Origin of the sequence: Fervidobacterium riparium, assembly GCF_025370035.1 — a bacterium.
GTDB classification, from domain to species: Bacteria; Thermotogota; Thermotogae; order Thermotogales; family Fervidobacteriaceae; genus Fervidobacterium; species Fervidobacterium gondwanense.
Map to the genome: position 1 here is coordinate 1085016 of NZ_CP009277.1, position 21199 is coordinate 1106214.

General features: G+C 38.9%; 19 protein-coding genes. 12 read left to right on the forward strand and 7 right to left on the reverse strand.

The features are described 5' to 3' along the window. Positions 1-65: 65 nt before the first annotated feature. Positions 66-998 (reverse strand): alpha/beta fold hydrolase, encoded by a 933-nt coding sequence (locus tag IB67_RS04990; RefSeq protein WP_072758185.1) that lies wholly within the window; start codon positions 996-998, stop codon positions 66-68. A 190-nt stretch (positions 999-1188) separates the two neighbouring features. Here IB67_RS04990 and ppdK point away from each other — a divergent pair, with 190 nt between their 5' ends. The 7 genes from ppdK (at position 1189) to IB67_RS05025 (ending at position 8514) form a co-directional block, all read left to right on the forward strand. After that, positions 1189-3834 (forward strand): pyruvate, phosphate dikinase, encoded by a 2646-nt coding sequence (gene ppdK, locus IB67_RS04995; protein WP_072758187.1) that lies wholly within the window; start codon positions 1189-1191, stop codon positions 3832-3834. A gap of 76 nt (positions 3835-3910) precedes the next feature. Continuing rightward, positions 3911-4369: a hypothetical protein gene (locus tag IB67_RS05000; RefSeq protein ID WP_498875503.1), complete on the forward strand. Its 459-nt coding sequence runs from the start codon at positions 3911-3913 to the stop codon at positions 4367-4369. 22 nt (positions 4370-4391) lie between these two features. Further along, positions 4392-5750 carry a bifunctional UDP-N-acetylglucosamine diphosphorylase/glucosamine-1-phosphate N-acetyltransferase GlmU gene (glmU, locus tag IB67_RS05005; RefSeq protein ID WP_072758191.1) on the forward strand — a complete coding sequence of 453 codons (1359 nt, stop codon included), beginning with the start codon at positions 4392-4394 and terminating at the stop codon, positions 5748-5750. Beyond that, complete coding sequence (locus IB67_RS05010; protein ID WP_072758193.1) at positions 5731-6678, forward strand: ribose-phosphate pyrophosphokinase; 948 nt, start codon at positions 5731-5733, stop codon at positions 6676-6678. The genes glmU and IB67_RS05010 overlap by 20 nt, the downstream gene beginning before the upstream one ends. 57 nt (positions 6679-6735) lie before the next feature. After that, on the forward strand, positions 6736-7392 hold the full coding sequence (locus tag IB67_RS05015; RefSeq protein WP_498875504.1) for a 50S ribosomal protein L25: 657 nt from the start codon (positions 6736-6738) through the stop codon (positions 7390-7392). A gap of 113 nt (positions 7393-7505) precedes the next feature. Further along, a complete protein-coding gene (gene pth, locus IB67_RS05020; protein ID WP_434223572.1) occupies positions 7506-8036 on the forward strand; it encodes an aminoacyl-tRNA hydrolase in 531 nt (176 codons plus the stop codon). Between the two features lie 10 nt (positions 8037-8046). After that, on the forward strand, positions 8047-8514 hold the full coding sequence (locus IB67_RS05025) for a UvrB/UvrC motif-containing protein (RefSeq protein WP_434223556.1): 468 nt from the start codon (positions 8047-8049) through the stop codon (positions 8512-8514). A 22-nt stretch (positions 8515-8536) separates the two neighbouring features. Here the strand turns inward: IB67_RS05025 and IB67_RS05030 are convergent, their stop codons facing one another. Together IB67_RS05030 and IB67_RS05035 are read right to left on the reverse strand one after the other, a co-directional pair. Then, the gene (locus IB67_RS05030; RefSeq protein ID WP_339744856.1) at positions 8537-9265 is read right to left on the reverse strand and encodes a sulfite exporter TauE/SafE family protein; all 729 of its coding nucleotides are present in this window, start codon (positions 9263-9265) and stop codon (positions 8537-8539) included. After that, positions 9265-10284, reverse strand: a complete 1020-nt coding sequence (locus IB67_RS05035; RefSeq protein WP_434223555.1) for a M42 family metallopeptidase — start codon at positions 10282-10284, stop codon at positions 9265-9267. The genes IB67_RS05030 and IB67_RS05035 overlap by 1 nt, the downstream gene beginning before the upstream one ends. A gap of 178 nt (positions 10285-10462) precedes the next feature. Here IB67_RS05035 and IB67_RS05040 point away from each other — a divergent pair, with 178 nt between their 5' ends. Next, positions 10463-11734 (forward strand): MFS transporter, encoded by a 1272-nt coding sequence (locus IB67_RS05040; protein ID WP_434223554.1) that lies wholly within the window; start codon positions 10463-10465, stop codon positions 11732-11734. Positions 11735-11789: 55 nt separating this feature from the next. Continuing rightward, a complete protein-coding gene (locus IB67_RS05045) occupies positions 11790-12530 on the forward strand; it encodes a ZIP family metal transporter (protein ID WP_434223571.1) in 741 nt (246 codons plus the stop codon). 9 nt (positions 12531-12539) lie between these two features. Here IB67_RS05045 and IB67_RS05050 read toward each other — a convergent pair whose 3' ends face one another. Genes IB67_RS05050 through IB67_RS05065 form a run of 4 tightly spaced genes read right to left on the reverse strand, consistent with a single transcriptional unit; the run spans position 12540 to position 17272 of the window. After that, positions 12540-13928 carry a GGDEF domain-containing response regulator gene (locus tag IB67_RS05050; protein ID WP_434223553.1) on the reverse strand — a complete coding sequence of 463 codons (1389 nt, stop codon included), beginning with the start codon at positions 13926-13928 and terminating at the stop codon, positions 12540-12542. Positions 13929-13975: 47 nt separating this feature from the next. After that, positions 13976-15124, reverse strand: a complete 1149-nt coding sequence (locus IB67_RS05055) for an NAD(P)/FAD-dependent oxidoreductase (protein ID WP_434223552.1) — start codon at positions 15122-15124, stop codon at positions 13976-13978. Further along, the gene (locus IB67_RS05060; protein ID WP_434223551.1) at positions 15117-16964 is read right to left on the reverse strand and encodes an FAD-dependent oxidoreductase; all 1848 of its coding nucleotides are present in this window, start codon (positions 16962-16964) and stop codon (positions 15117-15119) included. Before IB67_RS05060 ends, IB67_RS05055 begins: the two co-directional genes overlap by 8 nt. Next, on the reverse strand, positions 16958-17272 hold the full coding sequence (locus tag IB67_RS05065) for a (2Fe-2S)-binding protein (protein ID WP_434223550.1): 315 nt from the start codon (positions 17270-17272) through the stop codon (positions 16958-16960). The genes IB67_RS05060 and IB67_RS05065 overlap by 7 nt, the downstream gene beginning before the upstream one ends. A gap of 210 nt (positions 17273-17482) precedes the next feature. Between IB67_RS05065 and IB67_RS05070 the strand changes: the two genes are divergently transcribed. From IB67_RS05070 to IB67_RS05080, 3 genes are all read left to right on the forward strand, one after another. Further along, on the forward strand, positions 17483-18664 hold the full coding sequence (locus IB67_RS05070; RefSeq protein ID WP_434223549.1) for a class I SAM-dependent rRNA methyltransferase: 1182 nt from the start codon (positions 17483-17485) through the stop codon (positions 18662-18664). Between the two features lie 66 nt (positions 18665-18730). After that, positions 18731-20632 carry an outer membrane protein assembly factor BamB family protein gene (locus tag IB67_RS05075; RefSeq protein WP_498875505.1) on the forward strand — a complete coding sequence of 634 codons (1902 nt, stop codon included), beginning with the start codon at positions 18731-18733 and terminating at the stop codon, positions 20630-20632. A gap of 13 nt (positions 20633-20645) precedes the next feature. Then, positions 20646-21194 (forward strand): NUDIX hydrolase, encoded by a 549-nt coding sequence (locus IB67_RS05080; RefSeq protein ID WP_434223547.1) that lies wholly within the window; start codon positions 20646-20648, stop codon positions 21192-21194. The last annotated feature ends 5 nt before the right edge of the window (positions 21195-21199 follow it).

Consider the following 21199-nt stretch of genomic DNA (forward strand, 5'->3'; position numbering starts at 1 on the left):
TAAGTGTTGCCTATCGTATAGCTTTAATACCATAGTTGCCGGTCCAAAGAACGGACCGGTATTTTTCATTCACTTTCGCGAAGAAATCTTCTTATCTCCAGAAGAACTTTTTCATTCCAGAGAGGTAAATGTCCCTCGCTTGGTATCAGAATGAATTTTGACTTTTTAATATGTTCTGACAAGTACTTCCCTATACTTGGTGGTGTGATGGTGTCGTTTTCACCATATATTATAAGTGTGGGAATGTTCAAATTACTTAAGTCTATTTCTATCTCTTCTTGTGCAATTTTGTCCTTAGAGAACTTAACGAGTACTTCCGCAGGCAGGAAATAATTTTGTGAGAAAATATAGTCAAAGTGTTCCATATTTTTCAAATCCTTTGTCTCACCGAGGAAATTTCTGTACACAAATTTCACAACAGGATAAGTCTTCAAACCTACGTTTAACAATAGCGTAAGCCTATCGAATGTTTCTTCATCTGATGGTACATTCGAATTAACGTTTATATTTTCATTTGATTGTCTAAAACTAAATGCAGAATCCACCAAGATAAGTCTTTCGACTCGACCAGGCTGGTTGATAGCCGTTAGTATTGACAAATAACCACCCATAGAATGACCAACAAGAGTGAATTGGTTTATATTTAATGATTCTATGAAAGATATAATTACTTTAACCAAGTTTCTATCTGAGTAATCAAAGGTTACGCTTTTTTCTGACAGACCAAACGGTGGAATATCTAATGCGACACACCGATATTCTTTGGATAGTTCTCCCATTAAAAAGTTCCAATCATATGATGAACCACCAAATCCATGTAAAAAGACTACTGTCTTCCCATTAACAGGACCGCTCTCTCTGTAAGATAAAGTCAGTCCTTCAATTCGAACTGTCCTAATTTCCTTAGAAAGCTGTTTATGTAGATTTCTTGTAGCTATGTCAGTTGTGATGAGAAATGCCAAAAGGCTTATTAGTATAGTTCGAAGAAGATTAGCCACTTTAAACACCTCTTTCAATAAGCACATATTTAGACAATGCTTACCTTATTCAATTATACTCCTGCTGGTATTTGCCTAAATTAACATAAAAGAAAAAAACAATTTATCAGAGAGTGTATACGAGAAATTAGAAAAGTATGGTAGAATTATACAGGTACTTTTCTAAAATTTTGATTTTGGAGGTGTGAAAATGAGTAAAAAGTGGGTTTATTTCTTTGCCGACGGCAAAGCCGAAGGAACCGCTCAAATGAAAGAGTTGCTTGGCGGTAAGGGTGCAAACCTTGCTGAAATGACAAACGCCGGTGTTCCAGTACCTCCTGGCTTTACTATCACAACTGAGGTTTGTAAGTATTACTACGACAACAACAGAACTTATCCACAAGATTTAGCAGAACAAGTCAACGCAGCAATTAAAGAGTTGGAAAAAGTTACAGGAAAAGGTTTTGGGGATCCGATAAAACCTCTTCTTGTATCAGTCAGGTCCGGTGCTGCAATTTCCATGCCAGGAATGATGGACACAATCCTCAACCTCGGTCTTAACGACGAGACAGTTAAGGGTCTTGTTGAAATGACCAACAATGAAAGATTCGCATACGACTCATACAGAAGGTTCTTACAGATGTTTGGTGATACTGCACTTGGCATTCCTCACTCTGATTTCGAAAATGCACTCTCTGAAATGAAAGCTAACAAAGGTGTAAAGCTCGATACAGACCTCGATGCAGAAGACCTTAAGAAGCTTGTCGAAATTTACAAGGAAATTTACAAGAAACATGGAAAAGAATTCCCACAAGATGTAAATAAACAGCTATGGGCAGCTATTGAGGCTGTTATTTGGTCATGGATGAGCGACAGGGCAATTAAGTACAGAGAAATTCACGGAATCAAGGAAGGACAACTTCTCGGAACAGCTGTTAACATCGTTGCCATGGTATTCGGTAACATGGGTGACGACAGCGGTACTGGTGTCTGCTTCACGAGAGATCCAAACACTGGAGAAAAGGTACACTATGGAGAGTTCTTGCCAAATGCGCAAGGTGAAGACGTTGTCGCAGGTATAAGGACACCATATCCTCTCGAAAAGATGAAGGAAATGATCCCACACGCGTATGATGAACTTATTGAAATAATGGATAGACTTGAAGCATATTTCAAAGATATGCAAGACATCGAATTCACAGTTGAAAGAGGAAAACTCTACATTCTCCAAACAAGAAATGCTAAGAGAACAAGCCAGGCAGCTATAAGAATCGCTGTTGATATGGTACACGAAGGGCTTATCGACAAGAAGACAGCAGTCCTTAGAGTACAGCCGTCAGACATTGAAAGAGTCCTCCATCCAAAATTCGATGAAAATGAAAGAAAGAATGCAAAAGTTATAGCAAAGGGACTTCCAGCGTCACCAGGTGCTGCAACAGGTAAGATTTACTTCGACGCACACAAGGCTGAGAAAATGGCTGAAGCAGGAGAAAAAGTGCTGCTTGTAAGACCTGAAACAAGCCCTGAAGATGTTGGCGGTATGAACGCAGCAGAAGGCATACTCACCGCACGTGGTGGTATGACATCGCACGCGGCAGTTGTCGCAAGAGGTCTTGGTAAGCCAGCGGTAGTCGGAGCAGAGAGCATATACGTTGACGAAGAAGAAGGCTTCCTTAAAGTTGGAGATTTTGTTGTCAAAGAAGGAGAATGGCTCTCAATCGATGGTACGACTGGTGAAGTTTTCCTCGGTAAAGTGACAACAGTCAAACCACGCGGTCTTGAAGGACCAGTTGCAGAACTGCTATCATGGGCAGACGAATTCAGAAAACTCGGCGTTAGGGCAAACGCAGACGTTCCAAGAGACGCAAAGGTTGCAAGGGAATTCGGAGCAGAGGGTATCGGTTTGTGCCGAACAGAACACATGTTCTTTGAAAAGGACAGAATACCAAAGGTCAGAAGAATGATCGTTGCGAGAACAGTTGAAGAAAGAGAAGCAGCACTTGCTGAACTTCTGCCACTCCAGAAAGAAGACTTCAAAGGCCTCTTCAGAGAAATGAAGGGTTACCCGGTTACAATAAGATTGATTGACCCACCACTCCACGAATTCTTGCCACACGAAGAAGAACAGATGGCGGAAGTTGCTGCTCAGATAGGTATAAGCGTAGAAGAACTTAAGAAAGTTGTTGAACAACTCCACGAGCTCAACCCAATGCTTGGGCACAGAGGCGTGCGACTTGTCATAACATATCCTGAGATAGCTGTTATGCAGACGAAAGCAATAATTCTTGCCGCAATAGAGCTCAAGAAAGAAGAAGGAATTGACGTTGTTCCAGAAATAATGATTCCTCTTGTAGGACACATTAACGAACTTAAATACATTAAAGATGTTGTAATAAAGACCGCTGATGAACTTATCAAACAACATGGCGTTGAACTTAAATACCTTGTCGGTACGATGATTGAGGTTCCAAGAGCGGCAGTTACAGCTGATCAGATTGCTCAAGAAGCTGACTTCTTCAGCTTTGGTACAAACGACCTTACACAGATGACCTTTGGATTCAGTAGAGATGACGTTGGTAAGTTCTTGCCAGAGTACCTTGCAAAAGGTATACTCGAAGATGACCCATTCAAACACGTTGATACACAAGGCGTTGGTCAGCTCGTTAAGATGGCTACAGAGAAAGGAAAAGAAGTCAAGGAAAAACTCAAATGTGGAGTTTGTGGTGAACACGGTGGAGATCCAAAATCCATCATGTTCTTTGCCACAACAAAACTCGACTATGTCAGCGCATCACCATACAGAATTCCAGTTGCAAGACTTGCAGCTGCACAAGCAAGCATCAAATACAGAAGCTAATAATTGTCTTTCTCTCGGGGCGCTTTTGCGCCCCATATATTTATTGCTGTGAAAAAGAATATGGAGCGTGGTTTGAATGGTTACCTTGATTTTCTCAATCATCTCATCCGTTCTGACTTTTTTCCTAACAAAGAACTACTTATCTTTTCTACTAATTCTACTTGGCGTATATTTCTTGATAAGAAAGAACGAACGAGCTGAATCACTTGCAGGTTTAAATATGCTGCTTATAAGTGCTATGGCACTCTTCGGGAAATTCAAATTTTACGACGACACGCAAATATTCCTAATTATAAGGGGTATATTCTTAATGTTTATTGGAACATTCTTAGTCATACCATATGACCTAATGAAGAAATGGTATTCTTTAATCCCAATGTTATTACTGACCGGAATGGGTATAGGTGCGATAGGATATCTGAGGTGGGGTATGAAAGGTTATTTCCTCGGACTTATTCTCATTCCGGTTATCATTCGTGAATATCACCTTCAGAAAAAGGCAACTGATGAGTTGAATAACATAAACAATAAATAAATTGGCAAAGAGGTGGGGTATAATGAAGGTTCTCATACTTGCCGCTGGTCTAGGAAAAAGAATGAAGTCTAAGTACCCAAAGGTTGTTCACAAAATCCTCGGAAAACCGATGATAAATTGGGTTATTGACCTTGGAAAGAGATTTGGTGAAGTCGGTGTTGTTGTTGGTCACAAAGCAGAAATCGTTAAAGGATACTTACCGATGGATGTGCGAACATATCTTCAAGAACATCAGCTTGGCACAGGACACGCAGTAATGTGTGCAAGGGAATTTATAGACGAAAATGATGATGTGTTAATTTTATACGGTGACGTGCCTCTTCTCAAGAGTGAAACGATAGAAAAGTTGAACGAAATACATAAGAGTAGAAATGCTGATGTTACTGTACTTTCATTTATCGCTGACGACCCAACTGGGTACGGTAGAATAATCAGACAGGATGGAAGGATAAGGATTGTTGAGCACAAAGATGCTTCGGAAAGCGAAAAAGAGATAAAAGAAGTAAACAGCGGCATATATATATTCAAAGGAAACTTTCTTTTAGCAAATTTGGATAGACTGAACAATAACAATGCACAGGGTGAATACTATCTAACTGATCTTGTAGGTTTGGCTCAAAATGCCGAGGCTTTAATCTTAGATGACCCAATCCAAGTTTCAGGCGTAAACGACAGAATCCAGCTCGCCCAGCTTGAAAGTATAGCAAAAGAGAGAATTCTCAACGAATTGATGCTCTCGGGTGTTACGATCGTTGATCCGCAATCGACGTTCATAAGTCCTGATGTAGTGATAGGTATGGACACTGTTGTCCATCCATTTACCATTATAGAAGGCAAGACAACAATAGGTGAAGATTGTGAAATAGGTCCATACACGAGAATTATCGATTCGGAAATAGGAAATAAAGTGAAAGTTATGAGATCCGAACTTGAAGGTGTGAAGATAGAAAACAACGTCTCGGTCGGGCCATTTGCCCGATTGAGAGAAGGAACTGTGCTTAAAGAAAATGTGAAGATAGGTAATTTCGTTGAAACGAAGAAATCCATAATCGGCAAGAATTCAAAGGCGCAACACCTGACATACCTCGGTGACGCAACTGTTGGAGAAGACGTAAATGTTGGGGCTGGTACAATAACTTGCAACTACGATGGATATAAAAAGTATCCGACACATATAAAGGATAAAGCGTTTATTGGTAGCAATTCATCACTCGTTGCGCCTGTCACAATTGGTTCAGGGGCAATCGTTGGTGCTGGATCTGTTATCACTGAGGATGTTCCTGACGATTCATTAGCACTTGGAAGAGCGAGACAGACAATCAAGGAAGGTTGGGCAAAACAAAAGAGGGAGGCTATGGAGAATGCAGATAACAAGAAATGAAATGAAAATTTTCTCAGGAAATGCGAACAGAGTCTTGGCTGAAAAGGTTGCAAGTTACATTGGAATGCGACTTGGCGATATTACCGTTGGCAAATTTGCAGACGGGGAAATAAACGTAAGAATAGAAGAAACGGTCCGCGGCCACGACGTCTTTGTTATTCAACCAACATGCCCTCCAGTTAATGAGAACTTAATGGAGTTACTCATTATGATAGATGCATTTAAACGAGCGTCAGCAAACAGCGTTGCAGTCGTAATGCCTTATTACGGGTACGCAAGGCAAGACAGGAAAGCCAAAGGACGAGACCCAATCACTGCTAAACTCGTAGCCAACCTTATTACCGTTGCCGGTGCAACAAGAATAATGACCGTTGACTTGCATGCAGAACAAGTTCAGGGGTTCTTTGACATACCAGTTGACAACTTGTGGAGCTTCCCAGTTTTTCTGGAAACTTTGAATAAGGACGGCTTACTTAACGAAGATGCCGTTATAGTTTCGCCAGATGTTGGTGGTGTGAAACGTGCCAGACAGATTGCTGAGAAAGTTGGTTTACCATTGGCGATATTGGATAAGAGAAGACCAAAAGATAACGTCGCAGAAATACTCAATATTATAGGTGATGTAAGTGGAAGAACTGCTATAATTGTCGACGACATCGTTGATACTGCAAGATCTCTTGTTGAAGGTGCGAACGCAATTAAGAATGCTGGTGCAAGTAGGGTTGTTGCTTGTATAACACATCCAGTGCTTTCTTCGGGTGCTGTTGAAAGAATAGAGAATTCGAGTATTGAAAAGATTTATATTAGTGATACAATATATCATCAGAGTCTTCCGAAAAAATTCTACATTGTTTCCGTTGCACCACTTCTTGGAGAGGCTATTATACGTGTAAGAAAGAATCTATCTGTAAGCATACTTTTTAAATGATGAAAAATAAAGAATAAAATAAAAACCTTAAAAAAAGAAAAAAAGGAGGTATTCGACATGGAGCACGTAGTTAACGCGCAGCTTAGGTCGGTAGTAGGAAAAAAGCGCGCAGTCAGAAGATTGAGAGCACAGGGCGTCATTTTAGCGATAGCCTACGGTCCTGGAGTTGAAAAACCATTGAACTTGACGCTCAAGAAGGCTGATTTTATGAAACTTTTTAAAGAAGTTTCCGAATCAACACCTCTCACACTTGTTGTGAATGACGAGAGCGGAAAAGAAGTATTGAAGCACATGGCATTCATTAAAATGGTACAGTACGACAAAGTAACTGATGAAGTTAAACATATCGACTTTTACATTCCAGAAGCTCACCACAAAATGAAAATCAACGTTCCAGTACACTTCATTGGCAAGGCTATTGGTGTTGAAAAAGGTGGAATACTGGAAGTTGTACACCACGAAGTTGTTGTTGAAGCACTCCCAGACAGAATTCCAGAAGTTATAGAAATCGATGTTGCTAACCTTGGCCTTGGTGAAAGTATAAGAGTAAAAGACGTAAAACTTCCGGAAGGCGTTAAAATTGATATGGAACCAGAAGATGTTCTTGTTACAGTAGTAGTTCCAAGAGGTCTTGAAGTTGAGGAAACAACAGCAACAACAGAAAGTGTAGAACCAGAAGTGCTGAAGAAAGGTAAGAAGGAAGAGGAAGAATAAGAATAAGAGAATTATACCCGAAGATTTTGAAATAAAAAAGACTGTAAAAAGTCCCCCGAATGGGGGACTTTTCTAACAAGGAAAACAAATTTGTGAGAGGTGCAGAAATTAAGATGATAATAATAGGACTTGGAAATCCGGGTGAAAAATACGAGAATACACGTCATAATGTCGGATTCATGGTACTCGATAAATTGTCTAAATCATGGAAAAGGGGACCCAACTATCTATATTCTGATATAAACATCTTTGGCGAAAAAGTAAGACTTGTGAAACCTACAACGTACATGAACTTAAGTGGAGAGGTCTTTAAATATTTACCGCATGATGATATAATTGTGGTGTATGACGACCTTGATCTACCACTTGGGAGGATAAGGATCAGAAAGAATGGCAGTGCTGGTGGACATAACGGTATTAAATCCATAATATCGTTTATTGGTCAAGATTTTCCGAGGATAAGAATAGGAATTGGACCAAAACCACAAGATATTGATGCAGCAGACTACGTACTCTCAAATTTCAGTCGTGAAGAATTCGAAAAATTGGAAAAAGTTATAGAACTTACGATCGAAGCCATAGAAAGTATAATCTCTGAAGGTATAGATAAAGCTATGAATAAGTATAACTCTGCAACGGTATAGAGGCCAGAAGGTGATAGAGGTTATGACTAATGAAAGAAACATTAAGTGCACAAGGTGTGGAAGCAGAGCACAAATTTCACAGAAGGTATACGTAGATGGTACTTACAAGATAATATCTTACTGCAAGAAGTGTGTAGGTGAAATTTTCTCATTTGAAACTGAGAAGTTTACCCGAGCAGGGATTCAAACGATTGTATCTCACAAAAAGCTCATGGAAGAATCTCCCGCTAAAAACAAAAAGTTCGAATTTTCGTTAGAATTCCTCTACTCAGAGCAACCAAGTACAATCCAGCTAACTATGTTTCCAAGAGATGCTAACTTGTACGGAAAAATTGTATCAGATATAGAAGGCAGAAGATTGACTTTACTTGAGCACAAATTAAGCAAGGCCATCAGAAAAGAAGACTATGAGAAGGCGAAAAAGCTCAAAAAAATGATAGATGAAATAAACAAAAAATTAAAGCAACAGCCCTGGTGATATTCCAGGCTGTTGTTTTTTATCACAAAATATAATTAAAAGCGGAAACAATCATCATTACTGCGACAACAATCCTTATTATCTTCTTTGTTACCCTCATATTCAGATAAGAACCGATATATCCTCCGAAGAATGAGCCAACTCCTAAGATTAACCCTGGTAATAACTCAATCTTGTTTTTGAAAGAGAAAATGGCTAATGAGAAAACAGTAAAAAGTAATGTTAAGAATATCTTCATTGCGTTAGCTTTCCTTATATCAAATCCTTCCAACATGGTTAGTGCGTATATCAAGAAAAAACCAACACCTGCTTGGATATATCCACCATATATTCCTATAAGAAAGAATACAAGAAAACTAAGAAACCTATTTGCCTTGAATTTTCTCCCTTCCTCCCAAACTTTTGGAGAAAACAAAACGAAATATGACATGATCAAAAATAGAATACCAACGCTCAATTTGACAACGCTCTCTGGTAAACTCAGAACCGTCAAAGTTCCACAGATAGCTCCAAGAACTGTTGGTATCGAAACGAAAATAATATCGGCTAACAAGATCTCCTTTCTTCTGAAGAAGTTCCAAGTAGCAGATATGTTTTGCAGCAGTATTCCAATTCTATTTGTTCCATTGGCAACTGTTGTTGATAATCCATAAAATCCTAATACAGGAAGTGTTAGAAACGACCCACCGCCTGCTAAGACGTTGATAATGCCTGCGAACAAACCGGCTACGAAAAGTAATAATTCCGCCATCAATACACCTCCAAAAACTTCCTCAGCAACCTAATGAGGTTCCATAAATCTGATAAACTTATCATTTCAACTTGTGAGTGCAAGTATCTGACAGGAACGCTCAGTGCTATCATTGGTACTCCCTTCTCAACAAACACACTTGCGTCATTTCCGCCGCCCGTAGTACCGATTTGAACAGGTATATCATTTTCTTTCGCCAGCGAAAGAACGAATCGAACAAGTTCCAAGTCGGATATCGAGCTGTTATCAAGAGCTCTAATGACCGGTCCCTTTCCGAGGTCTATGTGTTTATTCTGCTTACTGCAACAAGCGAAAGAGTCAATTGCGATTGCCACATCAGGGAAATATGTAGATGCCAGTGCTTTTGCACCCCTCAACCCAACCTCTTCCTGAACCGTCCACGCAAAAATTACACGCGACTTATTAGAAAGCTCTTTAGAACATTCAACTAACGTATAACATCCAAATCTATCGTCCAAGCTTCTCATCGAAAGATACTCGTTATTCAAAATGGCATAGTCCTTTTTGAATACCGCATAGTCCATCACGTCGATACCTAATTTCAAAACTTCATCTTTGTTTCTTGCACCGACGTCAATTACCTTATCAAAACTTACTCCGTCTGTCTTCAGGTGCGGTGGTACTGCTCCAATCACGCCGGGCAACACGCCGTCTCTTGTTATAATCTCAACAAACGAGCCTTGAATTGCATCTTCGATAATTCCACCGACGTTTCTCACTTCAAGTTTTCCATCTTCTCTTACACTTGTTATATAGAAACCTATCTCGTCCATATGTGCCATAAGTAGTATCTCTTTATGATTTTCGCTTCCCGGCTTCTCATAGATCAAATTCCCAATTTTGTCTGTTTTAAGCTGTCCGTCTTGTGCTCTTAGCAACTTTGAGATCTCGTTTCTAACATTTTCCTCTCTCCCTGATACCCCTGGAACGCTACAAAGTGCGATTAAATCTTCCAAATTTACATCTCCTGAAGCGCCTCTTGGAATTTTTGATAACATAACATCACTCCTCCCAATTTGAAATGAAAAACCGCTTCTCATAAGTAGAGTATATCACAAAACTGGTTCGTAATACTAAATTATTTCAGATACAAATTAATTTTATCTCTTGACAAAAAATTTGGTATAATATAAAATAATTTTTGTCAACCACCAAATAAAATGTGGAGGGATGGTTATGAGTAGTCGTGATAACATTTACAAATATGAGAAAAGAAACCTTTCGCTGATTATTAGCGGGCGGTTTGAATCGTTAATAGGTGCTGCGGCATTAATGGTTGCAATGCCACTGTATATACTTGATAAGACGGGTTCTGGTATGATGATGGGGATATTTACCCTTCTTGGTATTCTCCCCAGACTGATAATAACACCATTTGGCGGTGTTATTGGTGACAGAATAAACAGAAAGCATATAATGGTAATTCTCGATGAACTTCGTGGAATTTTGCTCTTAATTATGTACCTTTTCGCATTGGTTGATAAACTATCAATATCATTGGTATTGTTTTTTAGAGCAATTCTCTCACTCTTTGATGGGCTTTTTGACGGACCAACTGGCGCTATGTTTGGTGATGTTGTTAAGAAAGAAAACTTAAAACGTGCCACATCGCTGAACGCAATGGCTAATAGTGTGGCAAATATTATAGGTCCTATTTTAGGTTCTATGCTTTATGGGTATTACGGTTTTACAAATGTTCTTATTCTCACTGGGTTGTTATACATCTTCTCTGGAATTACAGAGTTGTTCATAATCTATAATCATTATAGAAGAGAAGGTAAGATGAACTTCTTAAAAGAGTTAGTTGAAGGAATTAAATTTGTCAAGGATAATAGCGGATTGAAATTTCTGTTTACGTTCGCAATTGTCATAAACTTTCTAATGTCTTCTCTTTTCAGCGTAGTTTGGCCCTATCTGTTGAGAACTGTTTGGAAATTTTCGTCTAATCAATTTGGCTCGTTCCAGGTCTTTGGGACTCTTGGAGCATTGGTTGGAAATGTTGCTATAATGTTTTTCCTTCATAAGTTTAGTTCAAAAATGTTGATCTCCTCTGGACTTCTCATTCAACAAGCAACCACTTTAATTTTCTCATTCTTGATAATGCCATTTTTCGGTTTTAACAATCTTGAACTATACCTTATAAACTCGATTGGAGTTTTTGTATTCAGCTTCTTTAATGTACTTGTTAATATTCCTATAAATGCAAATCTTCAGTTATTGGTCCCATCCGAGCTACGCTCGCGAGTTTTCTCTGTTTTATCTTTTCTCGCAACCGGCAGTGTACCGATATCGTCTTTGTTGTACGGCTATTTAATAGATAGAATTAGTCCATTCTGGCTCTTTCTTAGTGTGAATATTGTTTCCACCTTTGTTGTTGTTATATTCCTACTCACGGCACCGAAAGAAGCTTATGAACCTGCTCCGCATGACTCGACAGTTGCTATCTGATGAAAAATATGATATAATATAAACAATAATGAAATCAAACAAAGGGGTGAGAGAAATTTCCGACTTTGCACGCGGAGTGATACTCAGTTCTCTTGCAGGAATTACAACAGTTGTAGGTGCTGTTCCTTTGCTACTGTTCCATAAACATTTTGGTGAAAAATTGATAGATGCACTATTAGGTATGGCTGCTGGAATAATGCTAGCAGCCAGTGCTTTTAGTTTAACTGGCCCAGCTTTGGAAATTGGTGGAGGTATGAGATTTTCATTCGGGTTCATACTTGGTGCAGTATTGGTCGACCTTTTCGATAAATTTTCACCACACGAGCATTTTCTTAAAGGCCATGAAGGAGCAGAACTAAGAAGATTAGGAAAAATATGGCTTTTTGTGATAGCTATAACGATTCACAACTTTCCTGAGGGTATGGCTGTTGGTATCAGCGGTTACACTCCAGAAGCAATAGATGTGGCCATAGCGATAGGTGCTCAGAATATTCCGGAAGGTGCAGCTACAATGGTTGCTTTGATGAACGCTGGATATTCTGTAAGAACCTCGCTTCTTGTTACCCTTCTTACTGGTATTGTTGAAATAATTGGTGGTATTTTTGGTGCTGGTTTGATATTGATAAGTAAAAAGCTCTTGCCATACATGCTTGCCTTTGCTGCAGGTGCTATGGTTTTTGTTGTCAGCGATGAAGTTATACCAGAAACACATCTGAGAGGCAATGAAAGGCTCTCAACATACTTTTTGATATTCGGTTTTTTGATAATGTCTGTTCTCGATGTTTTATTAGAATAAAGTTGTTTGTTAAAAAGTTGGAGAGTTTTCCTTAGGCAAAAACATGAAGCTGGCTTTATCCTTTCCTGTGCGTTTTGATATATATAACATCTCATCAGCAGCTTTAAGAACTTCCGTTGGAGATGAGTAGTATTCAGAACTAACGGCACCGCATGAAATAGTGCAGCTCCCATGAGAAAACTTCGTATTGCGCACGGTATCCAAAATATCGTCTATCAATCGGACAACACTATCTGCGTCTAACTTAGGAAGAATTGCGCAGAACTCTTCACCACCATACCTTCCAACAATCCCATTTCCTTGCACCTTTTCTTTCAAAATCTTTCCGATTGTCTTCAGTACTTCATCACCCACAAGGTGCCCGTATGTATCGTTGACCTTCTTAAAGTTGTCGACGTCGAACATAGCAACGTAGTATGTAAAATCCGACTTTTTTGAAAGTTCGTGTGTCTCTTCCAAGAATCTCAGTAGTTCTTTCTTATTAAACAGACCTGTTAATCCGTCTATTGTCGATGCTACCCTTAGTTCTCTGAAAAGATTCAGGGTGTTAAAAAGCAATGAGAGGCTTTCATATGCTTCATTCAATGTCTTTATAAGCACTCTAAAATCTGCAGTCTTCGAAAAGGCTATCAGTCCTATTTCGTTGTCATCGTACTTGATGGGAAATGTTATAAGGTCTTCAATTTTTAGTTCCTGACCATATCCACCTATGTATGACCAATCAGATGGTTGAATTGGCTTTTCAAAATTTTTTACCAATTCATCGTGTAACGTCTTACGTGTCGCCTGAAATCCAAAATTATATATACGTCCTTCGATAGGTGATAATAAAAGAACAGCAGAGGCAGAAAACTGAGCAAAATTTTCAAACAAATTAACAAGTTTTCTGACCACATAAAGTTCGTCGCGTGCAAACTGAATTAACGATAATATTTCCCTGTTCAAAACTTCGGATCTCATTTTCTGTTCTAAAACATCATATATGTTGCTTATGTAGAACTTTTCAGTACTATTGTTTGCGCAAAAGTTCATTTTTATGAATGATTCAAGTTCTTTCTCGAGATCATCCTTGGGAAGTAATTTTGAAAGAAATTTGTTGGCACCACTGTGTTCAGCCCAAAACTGGTTTATTATGTCATCAGAACCTGTTAGAACAACGATTCCTGCGTCCTTGAACGCAGGAATCGACCTAAGGTAAAGGCACATCTGCAATCCTGAAATACCAGGCATATTGTAATCAGTAATTATGATATCCGGGAAATTTTTCAATGCAATCTCTATACCTTGCATAGCATTTTCAGCAGTAAATAATGCTTCGATTTCAAATTTCTCAAGAATGCTTTGCAAGACTAATCGCCAAAACTTGCTGTCATCGACTACAAGAACCTTCTTACCCACTTAATATCCTCCCATGCATTGTCTATCAAAGTTGGAATTCAGCAATATTATACAACATTTTTCTCTTTTTCAAAAACCATGTTTTCGAATCTTTTCAAACCGAGGTATGATATGTCGGTATGAAGTGTCTTACCAAACACTATCAGTTCTGCAAGAGCCTCACCAACTGCCGGTGCAACCATGAATCCATGTCCGGAGTACCCTACAGCATAGTAATAACCTTTGACTTTCTCACTTTCACCAATTATTGGCTGCGCATCTGGAGACATGTTGTACATTCCGCTCCAATGTCTAATCAATCTAACGTTCTTAAGGAATGGGAAAATTCTTATCATTTTGCTGGTAAGTTCCTTCTCGAATTTGAATGTCACATTGTAGTTTATGCCAGGTTTCTCATCTTTATCGCCTTGACCGAGTATGAATTGACCATGTTGTGTCTGTCTCATGTAGAAGTTGCCTGAAAAACTTATAGCCATCATTGGAAAGAAATTTTCAAGAGGTTCTGTAACCATTATTTGATGTCTGTAACTTTCCGTAGGAAGTTCCACTCCCACCAATTCAGATATTTCTCTCGACCAGGGACCCGAAGCGTTAACGACCACATCGCAAGAAAAATAACCCTTTGAAGTATTGATTCCTACCACCCGATCATTTATAACATCTATATCGGTTACTTCTGTATGCGTAAATATTGCGCCTCCCATTTTTCTAATTGCTTGAGCATATCCAATGACAGCTTTATGAGGATTCGCGTGTCCATCTGTTTGGCAAAATGTTGCTAACCTTAATCCTTCAATATTTATGTAAGGATACCTCTTACTCACTTCGCTTGGCGAGAGAATTTCAACATTCAGCCCTTCTTCTCTTTGCATTAAAACGTTGCGTTCGAACTGTGCGGCTTCATCCTCAGTATACGAAAGTACCAAATAACCACCTTGTGTATACTCAATATCCATTCCTACGTCCTCTCTGTATCTTTCAAATAACTTAACACTCCTCATTGCGAGTCTTACATTCGGTCTCGTTGACCATTGTTGTCTTATACCACCAGCACACCTTCCTGTTGAACCTGAAGAAAGGTACGATTTCTCAAATATAGCAACTGAGGTCTTACCCAATTTACACAGAAAATATCCAAGAGCTGTTCCCGTTATTCCCCCGCCTATAATACACACCTCATATTTTTTGTTACTCATTTTTGCCCACCTCCGACGACAAATCATCTTTTGAATTATTACCAGCATTAGCTATAGCCTCAAATGGGATAGGCATTGTAGGTGGGCGATACGCGCCAAGTTGGATGTCAGAAATATTCATACCAGTCTTTTGGGAAAGAATTTGCAACGTAAGTGTTCGACAAGTCTTCCCTCCACACGGTCCCATTCCGATTCTTAATAGCCGCCTTAATTCCTCGTAATCAGTTACCCCCATATCGATTACTTGTTCAATATCCTTTCTTGTTATTTCTTCACACCTGCACACGAATTCTTCTGACTCCTTCACAAATTGGAAACTTCGAACTGTGCTTTCAAGCCCTTTTGGTACTTCTAGAAAGACGATATGTGTTTTTCCTTTGTTGTTTACGGTCACGTTCTGAACTCTTCCTCGTGAAATTACTCTTCCTTCCTTGTCAAGCAAATCCACAACTTGATTTTTTTCTGGCATAGGTAGTAATTCATATGGTATACCAATAATTGATAAGTTTTCTTTTTCTTGAATCAAGAATATTGCAAGCCCTGGACATTTCATAACACAAATGCCGCATCCTATGCATTTATCGTAGTCTATTTGTGGAATTCCGTTTATGTTCCCTCCAACGTTTATTGCACCGGTTGGACAAGATGTTTCACAAGGGTTACACGGTATCGCTTCGGGACATTCTATAATCGCTCTCAATTTTCCAACGGGTCCCATGTCCTTTTGAATTTCTTCCCTGTAACCACCTGATGGAAAGGTTATACCCATCTTTTTCAGACCTTCTCGTACTTTACTTGAAAATGGTCCTCTTCGAAATTCAACAAGTTCCTCTTTAAAATGATTTATCTTCTGACTTAAGTCTTTGCTTGTCAACTTCTGAGCGATATTATACCCTGCGATGTATCCCTCTATCATTGCAGTTGTTGCTTCTTCTATACCAGACAGATCACCAGCTACATAGATATTATCCATCGTTGTTTTCATATTTTCATCTCGAGCGGGTACATAACCTCCGAGTTCAGGAATGTGTGAAAGTTTTGCACCTGCCTGTGCTACAAGTTCGACGTTGGGCTGAAGTCCAACAGCAAGGCATATTGCGTCAACAATATACTCCTTTTCTGTTCCAAGTATAGGCTTGAACCTTTCGTCAACTTGTGAGACAACTGCACCTCGAACCTTATCATTTCCGACAGCCTCAATTATCGTATGCCTAAGAAGAATTGGTATTCCGAGTCTCTTTACTTTGTTTGCATGAACTGCGTAACCGCCGACTCGTGACGAGGCTTCCACAATTGCCTTGACTGTTGCACCTGCTTGAACTAATTGATATGCAACTATAAGTCCGATATTTCCTGCGCCAACGATCAAGAATGATTGTCCTGGCAGAACTTTATACTGGTTCATCAATGTTTGAACAGCCCCTGCACCATAAACGCCCGGAAGTGTGTTGTTTTTGAACATCAGAAATTTTTCTGTTGCGCCAGTTGCTATCAACAAATAATCTGCTGTATATTCATGAATAATGCTATTCAATCTGTCATACAGAACAATCGTGTCTTCATATATACCAGTTACTGTTGTTTGCTGCATTATTTCGACACCGAGATTTCGCACCTTATTTGTCAGGATTTTTCCTATCTCAAATCCTCGCGTTGATGCATAGAAACCCTCATGACCAAAGAATTTGTGAGTCTGCTTTGGTAATTGTCCACCTGGTTCTAACCCTTCATCGACTATCAACACTTCTTTACCATTTCCAAGCGTTTCAGCGATAGCGATTGCTCCAGTCAAGCCAGCAGGTCCTGAACCCACAATCAATGCTTTTACATGTTTTACCATTTCGGTTTCCCCCTTCCGACCTGCCGATTAACTCTCATCCCTTCCCTTACAGGTGTTATACAAGCCCTAACATTTGGAATTCCATCGACCTCTACCAAACATGCTGAACATTTTCCAATTGCACAGAAAAAGCCTCTTGGATGGTTATGCTCAGTGAACCCAAAAATATCAACCCCGTTTGCTATAAGTGCACTTGCGATAGTATCAGTCGTAAAAGCTTTAATCGGAGTGTTTTCAAAAAAGAACGTTACAAAACGTTCGTCGTCCCCTTTAACGATCTCAATCACAGGATGTGCTTTAACTCTCATTTCCAGCTGTTTCCCCCTTCCCCAGAAATACGGTATGGTGTTCAACAACAATTATAGAATATTGCCTCTGTTGAACCAAAATACGAAATTTGTTCGTTATCCAAAGCAATTTACCAGTACGGTTCAATACTTATGTTTTACTTTTCTTTATGTTATAATGTTCGTGTGGACAGGATTATAGATAAATTCCTTTAAAGAGGTGATATCTTTATGTACAAAGCCAAAGCGATTCTTAAGAAAGATATAAAAAGAAGAGTCTTATCTGGACATCCCTGGATATACGACAACGAAATCGAGCGTATAGAAGGCAGTTTCGACGATGGAGACGTCGTCGGTATATACACATTTGCAAATCAGTTCCTCGGAATTGGATATATAAACACAAAATCTAAGATAACAATTAGGATACTTTCAAGAAAACCCGCGGAAATTGATCAAGAATTTGTCAAAAATAGAATTTTAGAGGCAATTAAAAACAGATATAACCTTGCCAAAGAAAATGCGTTCCGTGTGATCTTTGGCGAAGCTGACGGAATGCCAGGACTAATTGTCGATAAGTTTGGAGAATACATTTCTGTACAATTCAACACGCTTGGTATTAACAAACTTAGAAGCTATATTCTACGAGCGCTCATAGAAATATTCAACCCTCTTGGCATTTTCGAGAGAACCGAAGGAAGTGCTGTACGAAAAGAAGGGCTAGAAGAGTTTAGCGGTTGGATTTATGGTTCAGGCCCGGAGCTAATTCCATTTGAAATTAACGGTATTAAGTTTTTCGCTGATACGAAGGGACAAAAGACAGGAGCATTTTTAGACCAGAGAGAAAATGCCAAAAAGCTTATGGAATTCGCAGAAGAAAAAAACTGTTTAGACTGTTTTTCATATACTGGCAACTTTGGAATGCATCTTCTCAAAGGTGGAGCCAAACATGTAACTTTTGTTGATTACTCAGAACGTACTATCGATGTGGCAAAAGAGATAGCTAAAATGAATGGATTCAAAAACTGCGAATTCGTCGTGGCAAATGTTTTTGATTTTCTTAAGAACCAGTATGAGAACGCGAGAAAATATGACATAATAGTTCTGGATCCACCATCTTTTGCCAAGAGTGCGACAAGTAGGGATGCGGCCTTTAAAGGGTATAAAGAGATAAACTATCGAAGTATGAAGCTAGTAAAAGATAGTGGTATATTAGCAACGGCTTCATGTACCCAGGTTGTTTCTCAGAGTGAATTTGAATCTATATTAGTCGATTCGGCTATCGATGCAAGAGTTGTCTTGAGACTTTTGCACAGAGGTGGACAACCGATTGATCATCCGCAAATTTACAATATCTTAGAGACCATGTATTTGAAATTTCTAATTCTTCAAGTTTCGCTTCTTAACAAATAACCGTGTTTGCTGTGGTATAATGAACCTTGAGCCATGATATCAATAAAAAAGTAGGGGGTAATAGTGGTGTTTGTTAAGGGTAATTTGAGCATTAGAAGTGCAAAAGGGTTTGTTTACTTAATTTTCTTTACATATCTATTCTTCCTATCTTTTTCTAACACGTTTGCTGGTGCGCTTTTAGTCTCGGGGAATGGAATATATGATGAATCAGGAAACTTGATAAAGAGTTTGACAGTGAATGATTTGTTGTTTGATGGTACAGATTATTATTATATACAAGCTGACGGTATCTATACACTAGATGGAAAGACAAAGATAGATATTAAGAATGCTCAAAGAGTTGGATTAAACTATGTCTTAGCAAATCTAAAGGTCTACAAGATTTCAAAAGGAAATGCGACAACTATAGGAACAGTTTCATCGAAAATGAAAAGTATCTACGTTCAAGATGACTACATAATTGGCGTTGAGGGGAATCAGATTGTTTGCTATTTCCAAGACAAAATCGTATGGTCAATATCGACCACTTCCTCATTGATAAAAGTGAGTGGCTCTTACTTGGCTGTCTTTGATTCACAAACTCAGCTCTTTAACATTTCGAATCCAAAATATATAAAACTCGAAAGGGTATATCCTAAGTTCAAAGATTATGTGTACTTCGATATCTACCACGTCTTTGCAGATGATTCGAAAATCTATTTCTACCGCGGTAATGCAAGGCTTAGTACAACTTTTCCATACAAAGGAACCTTACTAACAGATGGTACATTCTTGTACTCAGGAACTTCAGTGATTTCATCAGAGCTCACACAAAAGGAGCTGAGATTTTCAGTTAAATCCTTAGTACCTGTTCCTTCGAGTAACGAAACAGACGAAGAAGAAAAACAAGTAGTCCAAATTCCAAGTGTACAGCAAACAACTACACAACCTACAACGGCTAAAGAAGACGAGACAGTTGAGAAATCTGATAAGAAAGTTACTTCACAAGAGAAACCAACAGAACCAGAACCAACAATTGTTAAACCTACAGTAACGCAACCAGTTCAAAAGACACCAAAACTCTACGAACTTACATGGAAAGTCGTATTGAGCGACGATATTTTTGGAAAACCAGCTGTAAAAGATAACGTGGCGTATGTACCAACGCTGAAAGGAAATCTCTTATCAATTTCCAATGGAAAAATAAACTGGACTTACAAAGCCTCATTTGTTGTGGTAGGACACGTAACGGTTGGAGAGCATATATATCTTGCTTCCTGGGATGACAACGTTTACGCTATTGACGAAAAGGGAAATTTAAGGTGGAAATTAGCTCTTGATGGCGATATTTCACAAGGACCTGCATGGGATGGTTATTACTTATACATTGTCACGGATAACGGTACAGTTTATACCATAAAAGACAACGGTAAAAACGCATCTATAGTGTCATCATATAGAACAGCTTCATATCCGGTAGTTCCACCGTCTGTGTCACTATCAGGAAAAATCTTTGTAGTAGATGGTGTCGGCAATTTATGGAGAGATAAATCTGTTCAATCTTTTGTAGGGAAAGTAAAGAATCTGCCGATAGTTTCTGAAACTCCGTATATCAGCCAGCAGCTTGGATTCACATTATATGATGATATGGGCGTTACTTATGAATTTGTTCCTATGGTGAAAGAAACACAGATTCTCAGAGGAAAATCGGTATTTATGACCTTAAACGAAGAAGTAACAGATGCGGTTGTAAGCAAAGAAAAGCTTTACATAATGACTTCATCTGGTAAGTTGCTAATCATAGACAAGAGCACAAAAAAGACTCTCTTTTCTGATACAGTTCCCAACGGCAAGTACATAAGCCTGAGCAATGGGTATCTTTACGCATTCGGAAAAGAAGTAAGGAGCTACTATGTTAACGATACACCTGCTGGTTTCTGGAACAGTTTATTTGCAAATCCATTGAACTGGAATTCCGCAGTTAAATAATGTAGGTGAGATTTTGAGATTCCTCGGCGATTTTTCTTATTATGCTGTGGCTGTACCAGTCTATAGAGATAGTTTCTTGTTTGAGGTAAGGGCAGAAAATATTTCACAACCACTTGAGGTATCTTTTCCAGGAGGAAGAATAGAAGAGTTCGAAACACCAAAAGATGCCGCCTTGAGAGAACTAAGAGAGGAAATTGGCATCACAAATTGTAGATTGATAAGAGACTTAGAGCCTTTAATAACCCCTTTTAATACTGTTATCTTTCCATTCTTGGTCTCATTAGACACTAACGAGTTAAGAGTCAATTCTGAAGAAGTCAAAGAGACTTTTCTTGTACCAATCGACAATTTTGGAGAGCCATATGCTGTAGGTTACGTCAACGTCGAGTTAAGACCAAGAGAGGATTTTCCATTTTCGCTTATACCTTATGGGGAAGATTATCCTTGGAAGAAAGGGGTTTATAAGGTATTTTTTTACAAATACAATAATTATGTAATATGGGGGCTTACAGCACGTATAGCTCAAAGAGCTTACGAAGTCTTAAGAAAATCTGAAACTTGACTCTT

Coding starts and splice junctions, on each gene's coding strand:
- ppdK (WP_072758187.1), top strand. CDS start 1,189: ATGAGTAAAAAGTGGGTTTATTTCTTTGCCGACGGCAAAGCCGAAGGA.
- IB67_RS05000 (WP_498875503.1), top strand. CDS start 3,911: ATGGTTACCTTGATTTTCTCAATCATCTCATCCGTTCTGACTTTTTTC.
- glmU (WP_072758191.1), top strand. CDS start 4,392: ATGAAGGTTCTCATACTTGCCGCTGGTCTAGGAAAAAGAATGAAGTCT.
- IB67_RS05010 (WP_072758193.1), top strand. CDS start 5,731: ATGCAGATAACAAGAAATGAAATGAAAATTTTCTCAGGAAATGCGAAC.
- IB67_RS05015 (WP_498875504.1), top strand. CDS start 6,736: ATGGAGCACGTAGTTAACGCGCAGCTTAGGTCGGTAGTAGGAAAAAAG.
- pth (WP_434223572.1), top strand. CDS start 7,506: ATGATAATAATAGGACTTGGAAATCCGGGTGAAAAATACGAGAATACA.
- IB67_RS05030 (WP_339744856.1), bottom strand. CDS start 9,265: ATGGCGGAATTATTACTTTTCGTAGCCGGTTTGTTCGCAGGCATTATC.
- IB67_RS05035 (WP_434223555.1), bottom strand. CDS start 10,284: ATGTTATCAAAAATTCCAAGAGGCGCTTCAGGAGATGTAAATTTGGAA.
- IB67_RS05040 (WP_434223554.1), top strand. CDS start 10,463: ATGAGTAGTCGTGATAACATTTACAAATATGAGAAAAGAAACCTTTCG.
- IB67_RS05055 (WP_434223552.1), bottom strand. CDS start 15,124: ATGAGTAACAAAAAATATGAGGTGTGTATTATAGGCGGGGGAATAACG.
- IB67_RS05060 (WP_434223551.1), bottom strand. CDS start 16,964: ATGGTAAAACATGTAAAAGCATTGATTGTGGGTTCAGGACCTGCTGGC.
- IB67_RS05065 (WP_434223550.1), bottom strand. CDS start 17,272: ATGAGAGTTAAAGCACATCCTGTGATTGAGATCGTTAAAGGGGACGAC.
- IB67_RS05070 (WP_434223549.1), top strand. CDS start 17,483: ATGTACAAAGCCAAAGCGATTCTTAAGAAAGATATAAAAAGAAGAGTC.